Source organism: Dyadobacter sp. 22481, from assembly GCF_052044875.1.
In the GTDB taxonomy this organism is placed as follows: Bacteria; Bacteroidota; Bacteroidia; order Cytophagales; family Spirosomataceae; genus Dyadobacter; species Dyadobacter endophyticus.
The window spans coordinates 1,074,398-1,088,509 of record NZ_JBQENV010000001.1; the positions used below are offsets into that span (position 1 = coordinate 1,074,398).

12 protein-coding genes are annotated in these 14,112 nt (G+C 51.1%); 7 read left to right on the top strand and 5 right to left on the bottom strand.

All coding sequences use genetic code 11. The features are described 5' to 3' along the window. Nucleotides 1–91: 91 nt before the first annotated feature. The 4 genes from ACTJJJ_RS04010 to ACTJJJ_RS04025 are packed head-to-tail and all read left to right on the top strand — an operon-like array spanning nt 92 to nt 3,788. Nucleotides 92–829 carry a hypothetical protein gene (locus tag ACTJJJ_RS04010; protein WP_440701514.1) on the top strand — a complete coding sequence of 246 codons (738 nt, stop codon included), beginning with the start codon at nt 92–94 and terminating at the stop codon, nt 827–829. A gap of 40 nt (nt 830–869) precedes the next feature. Continuing rightward, on the top strand, nt 870–1,805 hold the full coding sequence (locus ACTJJJ_RS04015) for a hypothetical protein (RefSeq protein WP_426294690.1): 936 nt from the start codon (nt 870–872) through the stop codon (nt 1,803–1,805). A 44-nt stretch (nt 1,806–1,849) separates the two neighbouring features. After that, on the top strand, nt 1,850–2,434 hold the full coding sequence (locus ACTJJJ_RS04020; protein WP_426294689.1) for an RNA polymerase sigma factor: 585 nt from the start codon (nt 1,850–1,852) through the stop codon (nt 2,432–2,434). Then, nucleotides 2,421–3,788: a hypothetical protein gene (locus ACTJJJ_RS04025; RefSeq protein WP_440701515.1), complete on the top strand. Its 1,368-nt coding sequence runs from the start codon at nt 2,421–2,423 to the stop codon at nt 3,786–3,788. The genes ACTJJJ_RS04020 and ACTJJJ_RS04025 overlap by 14 nt, the downstream gene beginning before the upstream one ends. A 39-nt stretch (nt 3,789–3,827) precedes the next feature. Here the strand turns inward: ACTJJJ_RS04025 and ACTJJJ_RS04030 are convergent, their stop codons facing one another. The 3 genes from ACTJJJ_RS04030 to ACTJJJ_RS04040 form a co-directional block, all read right to left on the bottom strand. Next, nucleotides 3,828–6,650 (bottom strand): T9SS type A sorting domain-containing protein, encoded by a 2,823-nt coding sequence (locus ACTJJJ_RS04030; RefSeq protein ID WP_440701516.1) that lies wholly within the window; start codon nt 6,648–6,650, stop codon nt 3,828–3,830. 147 nt (nt 6,651–6,797) lie between these two features. Next, a complete protein-coding gene (locus tag ACTJJJ_RS04035) occupies nt 6,798–8,462 on the bottom strand; it encodes an ArnT family glycosyltransferase (protein WP_440701517.1) in 1,665 nt (554 codons plus the stop codon). A 108-nt stretch (nt 8,463–8,570) separates the two neighbouring features. After that, entirely contained in the window at nt 8,571–8,960 is a 390-nt protein-coding gene (locus ACTJJJ_RS04040; protein WP_188930381.1) for a winged helix-turn-helix transcriptional regulator, read from the bottom strand. Between the two features lie 97 nt (nt 8,961–9,057). On the opposite strand from ACTJJJ_RS04040, the gene ACTJJJ_RS04045 reads away from it, so the two are divergent. The 3 genes from ACTJJJ_RS04045 (at nt 9,058) to ACTJJJ_RS04055 (ending at nt 11,695) form a co-directional block, all read left to right on the top strand. Further along, nucleotides 9,058–9,798: an SDR family NAD(P)-dependent oxidoreductase gene (locus ACTJJJ_RS04045; RefSeq protein ID WP_440701518.1), complete on the top strand. Its 741-nt coding sequence runs from the start codon at nt 9,058–9,060 to the stop codon at nt 9,796–9,798. Between the two features lie 75 nt (nt 9,799–9,873). After that, nucleotides 9,874–10,491 (top strand): Crp/Fnr family transcriptional regulator, encoded by a 618-nt coding sequence (locus ACTJJJ_RS04050; protein ID WP_229221581.1) that lies wholly within the window; start codon nt 9,874–9,876, stop codon nt 10,489–10,491. A 76-nt stretch (nt 10,492–10,567) separates the two neighbouring features. Beyond that, nucleotides 10,568–11,695 carry an oxidoreductase gene (locus ACTJJJ_RS04055; protein ID WP_440701519.1) on the top strand — a complete coding sequence of 376 codons (1,128 nt, stop codon included), beginning with the start codon at nt 10,568–10,570 and terminating at the stop codon, nt 11,693–11,695. Nucleotides 11,696–11,708: 13 nt separating this feature from the next. Here the strand turns inward: ACTJJJ_RS04055 and ACTJJJ_RS04060 are convergent, their stop codons facing one another. Both ACTJJJ_RS04060 and ACTJJJ_RS04065 read right to left on the bottom strand, forming a co-directional pair. After that, the gene (locus ACTJJJ_RS04060; protein WP_440701520.1) at nt 11,709–13,652 is read right to left on the bottom strand and encodes a M56 family metallopeptidase; all 1,944 of its coding nucleotides are present in this window, start codon (nt 13,650–13,652) and stop codon (nt 11,709–11,711) included. Between the two features lie 21 nt (nt 13,653–13,673). Continuing rightward, nucleotides 13,674–14,033, bottom strand: coding sequence for a BlaI/MecI/CopY family transcriptional regulator (locus ACTJJJ_RS04065; RefSeq protein WP_188930373.1), 360 nt, complete (start codon nt 14,031–14,033; stop codon nt 13,674–13,676). Nucleotides 14,034–14,112: the final 79 nt, after the last annotated feature.

Below are 14,112 nucleotides of genomic sequence, written 5' to 3' on the forward strand. Positions count from 1 at the left end.
TTCCGTGCAGCGTTTTTTTGAAAGTGGGTGTCTTCCTGCATGTTCCGCCCCACGGGCGAACCTGCGGGAAGACTTTTTTACGATCTGACGAATGATAATAAAGCATGGAAAAGCCGGACGCGAACGGCAGACCTGGATATGCTTAGCAAACAGCCTTCTTTTTGTAATGCTGTCGTTGCTGGCATGCGACACGGAAACGAATGTAGGACCGAAATCAGGCCAGGGGCTTACAAAAGCCGAATTCCTGGGCAGGATGATCGTACAGGAAAGGTATTGGCGCATCGAGGAAATAGCCCTTCAGGAAGAAGATCAGATTGCAACGGTGAATGTAAGGGAGGTATCCCCGTTGCTGAACAGCCATTACCTGAACGAAGTGATCCCGATGGTAGCGGTACAGTTTGGGCGGGGCTATTTCGGGAAGGGCGTCGTCAGCGAAATGAAGATGTCGGGCGCTTACGGCAACGTCCCGTTTGGTGAATTTAAGTGTGTAATGATGCCCCGGACGGTGAAGGAAAGTGGGGAATGGGCCTGGGACAGTGAGCGTAAGGTAATGAAATTCCCACTGCCAGAAAGTATCCGGTCTCTTGCGGGGGCATTGTCGGGAAGCGACTGGCGGCCCGATTCGGGGTATGTTGCCAGCGAGCCTGCCCCATTGTTCCGGGGCGTGGAAGAAGCCCGAAGAGCGGCCAGTTCAGAGCGGATACGGATCGTGGTGGAAGAGCAAACGGAAGCTGGAAAAATAACTTATGCTTTTATAATGCGCGCAGCCTGGATGACGGACGTCGAATACCGGGATGCGGAGCACAAATTAGGAGTATCCATATATTAAATACACAATTGGCACCCCGGCGATCAACTTATTTGATGCTATGAATGAAAGAAGGTATACCGACAGATTATTTCTTTTAATTGTTTTAATCCTCGTTCTGGAAGGATGCAGCAATTATAAAGATCGACAGGTGATCCCGCCGGAAATATTGCCGGAAGCGATCATCAAGGTAATGTCCGATGCATATCCAGACGCTACGGATGCTACTTTTCAGGCAATAGAAAAGGAAAAACTCTATGAGGTTTATTACAAATTGAATGGCAATCCTTTTCACGCGGCTTTAAATACAAAAAAGATATTGAGCGTGTACCGGATGTATGGTGCGGTTCCCGATTCAATGCGACAGTCGTTACCCTCCCGGAGCGTGAGCGGCGGCGTGGCAGATGTTTACAAAGAGCCTGTGCCTCAGGTAAATGAAGATAAGGTTTTCCATTCCAAATATACCTGGAATAACAGTGAATACCTGCTCACATGGGTGCGATATAAGCCTGCCAATGCTATTAAATATGTGGTTCGGTTAGAGCCTTATGTCAAGTTTTCCTACATTATCGGAAAAGATGAGCTGCATACGCTGCCCGGTCCGGTAGTAAGCTTTCTGGAAAGAGAAAAGCTGAGGTTTTCAAATGCGCGGGTTTCTATTAATGCAAATAATGAAAAAGAATATGAGGTGAATGCATACACTGCATCGAGTACCAGTTATGAATTTTCTTTTAATGCTCCGGGCAAATTGATCAGTACCGTTTATCGTGCCGAAGCATTTTATTATCATATTGATGAATACCCTGAGAAAATACAGAACTTTGTAAAAGGCTCGGCATTTGCCTCTTTGAAAATACTCGAGGGATATAAGTTTTCGGACCCCATTGGGACAGGTTATGTGATCGTTTTGCAGGGGACAAACGAAAATTGCCAGTTCAATTTCGACCAGGATGGAAACTTTGTAAATATGTCGTATCAAACAACGATATACCGCTGAAAGAACAATAATTGTTTCAACGATACACTTCATAACCCCTCTGAATGACCTTTTTCCGCAGCAAGAAATACAGTTCGCTTGCCGATCTGGTACGGGCCTGTCAGGCTGGCGATACCAGGGCACAGACTGCATTCTATGAACGGTACAAATCCAGGCTGCTGGGGCTTTGCGTGCGCTATGCGAAAACGAAGGCCGAAGCGGAGGACATTTTTCAGGACGGGTTTATCAAAGTTTTTAAAAATATCAATGAATTGAGAAACGTGGAGGTGATCGATGCCTGGGTTAAATCGGTGGTGATCAGGACGGCGATCAATTACTATCACCGGACGACGAAGGAGCAGCAGCTGTACTCGAACCTGGACAATTACCAGCGGGAGCTCGATTCGGGAGATTATGGAAAGATTATCACTCAGATAGATATGAACGTACTGCTGAATGTGATCAACACGTTGCCGGACGGATACCGGATGATCATCAACCTGCATTTGATAGATGGTTACACGCATGGTGAGATCGCCGAAATGCTGGCTATTTCCGACAGCACGTCACGATCGCAATTTTTGCGGGGAAGAAATTTGCTAATGAAAAAGTTACAGGAAAAAGGAATTACGCAATATGAAATCTTCTGACGAGCCTATCGACGAGGAGTTGCGTAAAGCGCTCCGGGAACGATTCGACAATTTTGAAAGACTACCCGACCCGACCCTCCGGGAAAAGATATTCAAAGGGCTGGGTGGAGGAACGAGCATGGTCCAGACCGCCCTGATAGCCTCACTTTTGCTATTGATCGGTTTGACAGCGACCGTATACCTGGTATCGCTTTCTGTGCCGCAGATTGCCCACGAGTTTTCTAAGGCACCGACAACTACTCCCGGTCCGGCAATGCAGAAAGGCCAGCCAGAAGGGGGCAAGCTTGCTCCGGTGGCTGAAATCCGCACAGGCAATACGGATTTGGTTCAACACGAAACATCGGTCAAATCAGGGCCGGTGCCGGCTACGTGGGAAGTTGTGGGTGCGCGTGTCTCACGTGCAACCCGTACGGTCGCGAAACCATACAGGTTCAAGCGTGCGGATGTCGTAAAGTTTATCGACATGGTCAGGTCTAATCCATCGTTTGGTTCTATCTGGATTCGGGATAAGGATATTTCGTCAGAGGACAGGGCGTTCCTGGAATCAGAATTGGAGAAAATAGGTTTCGGAAGCCCGCTATCCAACAGCGACTCTATCAATCAAAGCAATATGAAGGAACTGGAAGGGCCTGCGTTGGCCGATCAAGACATCGGGGTGCTGGATCACAGGCCAATGGCCCTTCCACAATATAGCTGGCCACCCGACAGCCTCGTAACACCCGGGGAACCGCAAAAACGTTATGCATTTCAGGTCAAAGAACGCTGGGGCATCATTGTAGGCATAACGCCGCTGCGCACTTTCCAGATCCTGACCGTAAGGCCGGGAAATGGCGTCGTTTACCAGAACTTTGTTTTTCCGGCAAACATCTCCGCGGAAACGGTCGGATACAAGTTTTCGGCCGGAGTGGAGCGCAAAGGCTTCCAGCTGCTGCTCAACTACGGGCAGTTCAGGCAGTCGTACCGCTATGAGATCGCGACCAGCGAATTTACCGTCGGGCCGGATCTTACGGGCAATTATGAGGTTGTTCGAAAAGGCATTCCGCAGAAGGAACAGAGTACGGCGCGTCTGGTAGGTATATCCGCGAAAAAGCATGCGGTACGCCGGTCGCATTTCCTGCGCAACTATTTTGGGGACGTCGGGGCAGAATTTAGCCGCGACCTTACCTCGAAAAAGAATATGGTGTGGGTAAATGCAGGGTTCGGGAAGGAACTCTTTGCGGGCAAGCATGTTGCTATGACCGTCGGACCTTATTTTGAATACAGCCTGTCTAAATTGCGTAATCCCGACAATCCTTTTAAAATCCAGCCTTACCAGATCGGTCTTTCGGTGGGTTTGCGGTATGTCAAAAAATAAGCCGGGGCGTAGAATGCCCCGGCTTGAATTGGTCTGAATTCAGGGTTTTACGACCTTCCGCTCAACACCGTCGATCTTTACAATGTATGTTCCGGAGGGCCAGTTGGCAATATTCAGTTCAAAGTATGGCTTGCCGGGCGAGGATGAATGCATTTTACGTCCGGCAGCATTGACAATATCCACCTTTAAAATCCGTGTATCGGATTTTGCCGAAAGCACGCTGGCAGCCGGGTTTGGGTAGACTTTCACCGTCATGGGCGTCTTGATTTCCGCCGTTGCGATGCTGCTGTAACCGAAGGAGCCGTCGCCGTCGACCATTTTCAGGCGGTAATAGAAACGCCCCGCAGGCAGGTTGACATCTGCATGAATGTAATCCTGCCTCACATTGGAGTTTTGGTTTGAATTAACTGTTCCAATGGTCGCAAATGCCTTGGCATCGGTGCTCCGCTGTATTTCAAAATGCGAACTGTTGGTTTCCTGCGAGGTGCGCCAGCTCAGCAATGCATTGTTTTGCTCGGTTTGGGCGGCAAAGCTCACCAGCGTAACAGGTAGCGGCTGGCCCGCCGTGGTGCTAAGTGCATTGGGGTAGAGCGGAACAGAAAGGCTGTTCGTGGCCTTGCCCGCGAGCACCTTTTTGGTATAACTACCAATGGCCATATACCAGTCGGGCGTAAGATCGTAGCCGTCGGCATCGAGCGAGAGGAACCAGGTATCGCCGCCTTTCGGGGTATGGTCTGCGAATTTCTCCATTTTGAAAAAAGAGGTCGCTTCGTCCACTTCGTCAAACATTGCCAGGTATATCATGCTCGCCCCCTCGTTGATCACATTCTGCGACTGTTGCCACAAAAAGCTGCCCCCGTTGCGCGGGATCGCGTTTTTAATGGCTGCCGAAGGGTTATTCCGCACAGTTTGCAGGTTGAACCACGAAAACCCCGGAAAGATGACCGGCATATAATCGATGTTTTTGGGCTGCAAATAGGCCATGTCGGGCCTTACCGAGTTGATCGCGAATGCATTGGCGCCGCTTTCATTATTATATCGTCCCACCGACCACGGGCTGATCACGTCGAGTTGGTCGTACACCGCGAGCCACTCGGCGGCATGCGTACGCCAGTTGTCGTTAAGGCCGCCCATGACGGTTGCGCGGTATTTGGGATCGTCGGTCGGGTCGGTAGGATCGCCGTCGCGGAACCATTTGACGAGCTTATCGGAGCGGGCCGCAGTGGCTTCGGGGTTGGAAGCCAGGCCAAGCCCCCACAATGCGACCAGCGGGCGGCCTTTGTGCCACAGGTAGTTGCTCTCGGAAGTGACGCCCATTGCATCCACGAGCTGTTTCCAGTCGGCAATCACTGCTTCGGTCGAAGTGGCGTCCGCACCGGAAAGGTCGTACATGATCGCATAAACACGATCGTACTTCAAGCTGGCGGTTTGTACATTCTCGATCACCTTTTCAAAATGCCGGGGGACACGCGGATCGCCTGTCCGGAAGTTTTGTAGGAACCGCTGCTGGAAAACGCCGTCGACCTCGTGCTCGCGCATCCATTTGAAATGCTGGTCGACGGTATTGTAGTTGTAACTTGAAAACAGTTTTGCCGGCGCGCCGTTGCTGTACACCATATTGGTAGCCACAAGTTCATTGGACGGATAGTCGCCCAGGTACGGCCACATATCTACGGTAGCATTCGCGTGGTCGGGTGCACCGCCGAACCAGTGCAGCCACCAGTTGTGGACAGGATTGCCGTCGGTGGGGAGGCCAAACCAGCCCTGGTAGCCGAACATTACTTTTCCATTCAGCGTGTTGGCCGATGGAACGGGCGTGGTCGCCGGCGTAGGCTCATAAAACTCTATTTCATCGATCCGGGCGGTAATGGCTCCGCTAACCGGCTGGTTGATGTGAAAGTAATTGATCGCCGAGAGGTTTGGATTACCTGTTTTCGCTGCATCCGGCAAATGCAGAACTATATGGTTCCAGCCGTTCAGGACTTTCTGACTGGCCAGGTTCCAGCGGTATTCATCGGTTCCCGATTGGCCGGATGATGAGAATACGATGCTTCCGTTGCCATTCATTTTGGTGGCGTCGGAAACAAACAGCCAGAATTTCACTATGCCATTGGCCTCTGTCACGGTGGTATTGAACGGCGCGGGATTGTATGTAAACCAGTTGGGGCCTGAGCCGGTTTTGACGATGGATGCACTGCCGAGGATCTTGTTGCCCGTATCTATGCCCGGCGCATCGCCGCCCGACGGATCGCCGCTTGACCAGCCCGCCGTGTTATCAGCTGCGTTGAAAATATGCGCGCCCGTAAGCACACTGCCTTCATAGCCTTTGGTAAAACGGACATTATCGATCTTGATAATGATCGATTCCCCTGCATTAATGGGTTTGTAATACCTGAAAAAATTGATCGCCGCCAGGTTGGGGTTGCCCTGCTTACCTGCTGCACTCAGGCGCAGCACCACGTTATTCCAGCCGTTGCGCAAATTTACGCTGCCTGTACCCCAGTTGTATTCATCGGTATCAGGGTTGCCTGAGCTCGTAATTTCGAACTGCCCGCCCGACACGCTGAACTTCGTGACGTCCGACACGAAGAGCGAGAATTGGAGGTAAGCGATGTTCAGCTCGGTGAGGCCGATGCCGGTATTGATCGGCGTCGGGAATGTCCGGCGGAGGCGCTCGGTATTGCCGCCCTCGGACTTAATGGAATAAGTTCCCTGCACAGGCGCGTCGCTGTCGAGGCTTAGGGTGTTGCCGCCACCGCCCCAGCCGGTGAGCGATTCGCAATCGTCCACGGGCGTCACCTGCGCATACGAGGGCAGGGTCACTGTCAGCAACAGGAGCAACAGTAAACAGTTTGTTTTCATCAGGATTGATTTAAGGTGAAAGATTTGAGTAAATGCCCGGCGTGAGCCTTCCGGGCTGATCCAAATCTAGACGCGCACCTATAATATTGGCTTAACTAGGAATTAATAAAGAATAAATGGGAAAAAAATGTAGGCTAAACGTGTAATTTACAGTGTATGCACGTCGCGGATGTAGAGCAGGTAGCGGGGTTCTACCACGGCGCTCCGCTTTTTTTCATCCAGAAAACCATATTTCAATCGCGTCACATGAAAATGCTTCGGCGAAGCCTGAACTTCGGCGTCGACGCCGGAGCGGATCAGGCTGTCGGCGACGGCGGCAGTCGTGTAAAGGTAGCAGGGCGCGGTGTCGATGAAATCGTTGAGATACTTACCGTTTTTGATCAGTTTGACTTCACCCGGCGAATAGAACTCGAAACTATAAGAGAATGAACCATAGGCTGCAACAGGCAAATGGCTGTCTTTTTCAGGAATGACCCGCGCCGCCAGCATCCCGGATTGATATTGTAGTAAAAACGGGTAAAAGAATTGAAACAGAAAAATGTATAACATAGCGGCCATCGCGTAGCCTTTGAAAAGCAACTGCTGCATGGCATTGCGGTAATGGACGAGGCACGCCGTAACAACGATCACCAGCCCAATGACCGCGGCGGCAATGCCATGCTCAATGCGGGTGATGTAGAGCAGGCCGGAAATGAAAACGAGCGTCAGCACGAGCAGTACGGTCTGAATCGTGACAAGGTGTTTTAATTGAGAACGCTTTGCGAGCTCGGTGAAGAAGTAAGCGGTGATGATCGAGAAATAGGGGAATTCGATGACCAGATAATGCGGGAGCTGGAATTTGGACAATGAAAACAACAGGAAAGTTACCAGCGTGCTACCATAAATTACCCAACGGATCGCATCACGGTTTTTCTCGAACCTCAACAGGTAAACGATCCCGCCTACAAGTCCGAGAGACCACGGCAGGAATGCCCATAACGTAGTATGTACGAAGAACGTCACATCGCCTTTTCCTTTGATCGGGCCCGTATTGAAGAACCGGCCGAACTGGCTATCCCAAAAGAAAAAACGTACGCCTGAGACATTTGTACGTCCGAAAACCACTTTCTCAGGATGTAAATCAAACTGTACGTAGAGACTGTAAAGCTCCGGAACGATGAAAACGAAGCAAATCGCGAGCACCATCCACCAGCGGTAATTGATAAATTCGCGGAATTGCTTGGTTATGAGCCAGTAGATGGCCCAGCCGCCAGCAAGCGTAATCAGCACAAATACACCTTTGGTCATGATGGCGCAGGCGGCAAACAATGCGGCCCATACGATGTGCAGCCAATGGGCGCGGGCATTTACACGCAGCATATGCCAGGCCGCGCCGGTAATGCAGGCAGTGAGGTAAGGCTCAGCACGGACGTCGAAGTTGGCCAATGTGCTGTGCAGGGCCACCGTGTAGATAAGTACCGCTATCCTGGCAACGTCTTCATTATATAAATCCCTCGTTATGAGATAGGTATAGCGCAGGCTGAGGAGCCAGAAGAGGAATGCGGGCAGTTTGTACGCAAAACCCGTGATGCCGAAGACCTTGTAACTAATGGCCGCCATCCAGAACGGGAAATGAGGCTTGTCGAGCCAGTCGTGACCGTCGCCGTAGAGGTTCACCCAGTCGTTATGCAGCACAATGTGCTTGGCAATGGTGGCATAAAGTGCGCCGTCGGGTTCAATGATGTCGAGCCAGAGGCCGGGAATGTTGAGTAAGATGCCCGCCAGCAGCAGCCAGGGGAAATAACGGTGCAAAAACGGGTCACGGTTGTTCATAACGTTGCGTATTTCGGGGATACGGCCGCGTGTTTAAAATTACGCCTGCCCATGCCGATGTACGCACGAAGATTTGAACTTGTGCCGATTGTACGTGGAAAATGCGTGTTATTTAATTGTTAATACCGGGCACCGCACCTTTCTTTTTTCCGAGTTCGGGCGGTTTTCGCTGCCCCAGTCGGTCAATATGTTAATGACCGGTTCGAGGCTTTTGCCGAGATCGGTAAGCTGGTATTCCACACGGGGCGGGACTTCGGGGTATACTTTACGGCTGATGAGCCCGTCGGCCTCCATTTCGCGGAGTTGCAGGATAAGGATCCGCTCGGAGACGGCCGGGAGGCTGCGGCGGAGATCGCTGTACCGCAGGGCGCCATAGGCAAGCCGCCACAGGATCGATGGCTTCCACCGGCCACCGATCAGGTCCAAAGTGTAGGCCATATCACAATTTCCGTTGATCAGTATTTCGTTTTCAAGGTTCGTGGAGCTCTGTTTTCGCATAACTTACATTTGTGTTAGTACTTGATAAATATGTTAGTACCTGTAAAATTACGAGTAGCAGGGTAGTTTTGCAATGAATCAAAACCAATTCATCATCATGCAAAACTTGAAAGACAAGGTCGCGTTTGTAACAGGAGGATCGAGGGGCATCGGGGCCGCAATTGTAAAAAGGCTCGCTGCGGAAGGAGCAAAGGTGACTTTTACGTACGTCAACAGTAAAACCCAAGCCGAAGCACTCGTAAACGAACTGGCAGAGGACGGCCTCACCGCCATAGCCCTGCATTCCGACAATGCGAAGGAAGGGGCCGTGTCGGCTGCCATCGACCAGGCAATCGAACATTATGGCAAGCTGGATATCCTCGTTAACAGCGCCGGCGTGTATGTGGGCAAGACGTTCGAGGAGCACACCACGGAGGACTATGATTTTGTAATGAATGTGAATGTCAAATCCGTATTCGAGGCGTGCCTCACGGCTTCGCGCAAGATGGAGCAGGGCGGACGTATCGTTACCATCGGCAGCTGCATGGCCGACCGAGCGGCGGTACCGCAGGCGACGTTGTACGCGGCGAGCAAATCGGCGCTGTCGGGCTTTACACGGGGGCTTTCGCGGGACCTGGGACCGAAGGGCATTACTGTAAACCTGATTCAGCCGGGGCCGGTGGATACGGATATGAACCCGTCGACATCAGAATTCTCGGATTTTCAGCGGAGTATGATGTCGATCCCGAAATATGGCCGTCCCGAGCACATTGCCGATGCCGTAGCATTCCTGGCAAGCCCAACCAACAGCTACACCACCGGCTCGGTGATCACCATCGACGGCGGTACGCTCAGCTAGGCCTTCGGATCGTACAGATTGGATCGCAAAGATTAGTTTCCAATATTTGCCGTAAACACCAGGCTGCAAAATCCATTGGAAAAAGACCCCGCATTGCAAAGGATGATCATCGACCATGTTCTGCGCCGCATCGAGCTCACGGCGACCGAACAGGCCCATTTTGTTTCCATTCTGAAAGTCCGTAAGCTGCTTCCCCGGCAATACCTCGTTCAGCAGGGCGATGTATGCCAGTATGAAAGCTACGTCTGCAAAGGTTTTCTTCGTTCATTTTACGTGGACGAGAAGGGGAACGACCATACCCTGCATTTCGCGATGGAAGACTGGTGGATATCCGATTCCACCAGTTTCCATTTACAGGTCCCGGCCACCCGGAACATCGTGGCGCTGGAAGCCTCTGTTTTATTACAAATAGAAAAGAATGACCTCGAACAGCTTTACAAGGACATTCCCGCATTTGAACGCTTCTGGCGGATACTCGAACAGAAGGGAGGCATCGCACAGGACCAGCGTATCCTGAATGCCATTTCTATGACCGGCGCCGAACGTTACGAGGCGCTCGTTACCAAATACCCCACCCTCGAACAGCGCATGCCCCAACGGCACATTGCGTCTTACCTGGGCATTACGCCCGTATTTCTGAGCCAGATCCGCAAGCAGTTGTCGCGGCCAGGTTTATCCGGCGATATTAAATAAGTTTAAGGAGCTTTATTAAAATAGTTATACGCGTCCCCCCTGACCGGCCCGGTACTTTTGTAAGTAAAAACAAAGTATGGAAACGATCAGCAAAACGATATTTGACGCTACCGAAATACGTGGCAGAAAACTAGCTAACCGCCTCGTGGTGGCGCCCATGACGCGTGTAAGTGCAACGGACGCAGGCATCCCTACGCAGGAAATGGCGGACTATTATGAAGCATTTGCCGCAGGCGGTTTTGCTATGATCATAACCGAAGGCACCTTCACGGACGAACTATTCAGTAAAGCCAATCGCAACCAGCCGGGAATTACAAATGCGGCACATATTAATGGCTGGAAACGTGTGGTGACGGCTGTTCATAGCCATGGCGCGCTCATTATAAATCAATTGATGCACGGCGGTGCATTGTCCGAAAGCAGTGAGGAAACGATCGCCCCTTCGGCTGTTCTGCCGGCAGGCCTGCGTGCGACCGATAATACCGTGCCGCCAAGCCCGTTTCCAATGCCACGCGCCATGCAGGCGGAGGATTTTGAAACGGTGAAAACCGGCTATGTCAATGCCGCATTGCGGGCGTACGAAGCGGGGTTCGATGGGGTGGAGCTGCACGCCGCCAACGGCTACCTGTTCGACCAGTTTATTACACCGTATACCAACCTCCGCACCGACAAGTATGGAGGCAATGAACGGAACCGGCTACGGTTTTTAATAGAAGTGTATCAAGCGGTGAAAGCGGCCTTGCCACTCGGTTTCATCGTCGGCATCCGGGTTTCTGAAAGCAAGGTCAACGACCTCGCTTACCGCTGGCCGGGCGGTTCGGCAACGGCTCGGCGGATATTCGAGGTACTCGCCGAAATCGATCCGGATTATGTGCACATCGCAGCCGAGGGTGGCCGCTGGGAGCGCGAATGCGTTTATCCCGATGGAACTTCGTCCAATAGCATTGCCAAAAGCATTCTCCGATCGCCTGTGATCGCCAACGGCGGTATGCACGATGTTGCATTGGCCGAGACATTGCTGAACGGCAACGCGGCCGACCTGGTATCGATCGGCCGTGCTGCCATTGCTTCGCCTGATTGGCCCAAACTGATGGCTGCCGGAGAGCCGGTGGTGCCTTTTTTCAAAGAATTGATCAAACCCAGCCTCACGCTCGCGCATACACGATGCGTGCGGGAGCAATGCGATGAGTCGGCCTTGTGCTGATAACCGTGAACCGTTATTTGGAAGCGAAATCCGGCCGTTCGAAAACTTCATTGATTGGCCGGGTTTCGATCCACCATATTTCGTTGAGTGACGGATCATAATATTTCGCCAGTTGGCCTTTGAGCAGCATTATCCTTTTTACGTCCCGTTTTTCAGGGATCAAATTGCTGCTGGCGCCATAAACCTGCCGGAAGCCGTCGAGCAGGTAAGGTTCGTTTTTTAATCGGGCCGGATCGAAGGATTGGACGTTTTTTACTTCTACATTTCCTTTAACTAATTCAACCGGCGGGGCATCGCGGTAGAGCGGGAAGGTGAGGTAGGAGATTTCGGTGCAGAAATTGTTCTGTCCCCAGTTCCTCTTTTCCTGTCTTTCGTTGAGCAAGTACGGATAGTTTTTGAATGCGCTATTGATTTCACGGGGAGTCGCCTTCTTGCCGTCGAGGAAGAGTGTTATATCGCCTTCGAAGCCGACCAACTGCTTTTTCCGGTCGAAGTACCCGCCTTTGTAAAGCGTGATCACATCATTTGACCAGCGGTGGGTTTCAATGTAATCCACCCTCAGGTCCATTTCCTTCTGGTGAGGCGCCACGTTGGCGAACAGATAGGCTTTGAGTTCTTCCCGGGTCTTTGACGGGTCGTATCCGTCGTAAAATGGTTTCGAATCTATTGAATATGAGTGATTTCGCAATTCGGGCATTGTGCGCCTACGGATAAAGTAATAATTGAAACGTTCTCCAAAGTCGAATCCGCCGTGATATTGCTCGCCTGTGTGGAAACTCAGATAATGGTCGGGATCCTCAGTTCCAATGGAATAACTATGAGTAATACCTTTTTCAGGTTTGACGGGCAATTCAGCAAAGTAAAAACCGTCTTTATCTGTTTTGATAGTTTTGATGTAGACTTCGTCATGTTTGACTTCCAACGGCAAACCAGCAATCGGCTTCCCGGTTTCATCGAGCAGGAGCCCGGCCATATGCAACAGATTCTTCGGTTTCCTTTTACTAACCTCGACATTGCTTTTCCAGAAATTCTGCACTTTCCCTTTTCCCGGCACGTCCCATCTGAATGCAGCCAGCGTCACTGCGAGTAACGGGAGAATGAACAGGAAACAGGCTAATAATACCCGCGGACTTGCATTTTTATTCATCATCACGATCCTTTGCTTCAAGGAATGGTAACCAAACTGGTTCACGAGCGAAAACTCGGGGCCGACGGCTGCTTTCAGGAGCAAATATTGATAAGCTTTCGTGTCCGGGTGGTTTTCGAGCACTTTCTGATCCGCAATATATTCAAGGTTCTGGCGGATTGCGCTGCGGATCAGCCATGCGAACGGGTTGAACCAGTTGATAATGCAGAGGATTTCCGACCAGATCACATCGAGCGAATGCCACTGCTGCACGTGAATGTATTCATGCAGGATCATATCCTGCAACTCGTCGGGCTTGTGCAGGTGCGGGTTGTAAAAAATGGCTTTCCCGAATGAAAATGGGCTCATATCGAGGTCGAAATGGAAGATTTTTACGCCGTCGTTTGAAATCAACTCCGATTGTGACCTGATACGAAGATAGGAGCGGACGTGCGCGCCTAAGCGCAATGTCATGAATGCCACGCCGGCAAGCCATATGTAAAAAATCCAATCGGAAGCAGTAAGGATCTGTGGTTCGGCGGCGACCGTCAGCGCAGCCGGAAACCCCGGTGGAAAAGTCGCGGATTCAGGTGCGGCTATGCGGGTAAACGTAGGTACACTTTGCACGAACATACGCGCGGGCGTGGGCTCGGGCGCGATGAAATGGTTGATATTGATGAGCGGGATCACGAAGCAGAGATACGAATACAGCCACAGATAACGCCGGTTCGCATTGTAAAACGTAAGCTTGCGCAGTACCAGGTGGTAAAAAAGTGCGATCACACCAAGGCTGACCGACAATTTGAGCAGGTAATCCGGGAATGCCGACATAGCTGAAAAAGTTTGGATGAATTACTTCTTTCCTTCGATCAGGCCGATGATCTCTCTCAGTTCGTCGGCTGAAATCTTGTTCTTTTGCGCGAAAAAGCTCACGAGCTCCTTGTAGGAATTTTCGAAATAGTCTTTCACCACTCCTCCCATAAACTTTTGCTTGTAGGCCTCCTCACTGATGGCCGGGGCGTACAAATAGGCATTGCCGACCATCCGGCTAATGAGGTACCCCTTTTTTTCGAGGTTTTTGATGGTCGATGCGACCGTCGTATAGGGTGGGACGGGAGGCGTCATGGCCTCCATGAACAATTTTACGTTTCCTTCCCCGGTTTTCCAGATGGCGAGCATGGCATCCTGCTCCTGGATCGTTAGTTTTTCCATAGCTACGATTTTTTCGTAATTCTACGAATGTTTCGTAGTTATGCCAAATATTTCAACTAAAAAAATAATTGTTGATAGT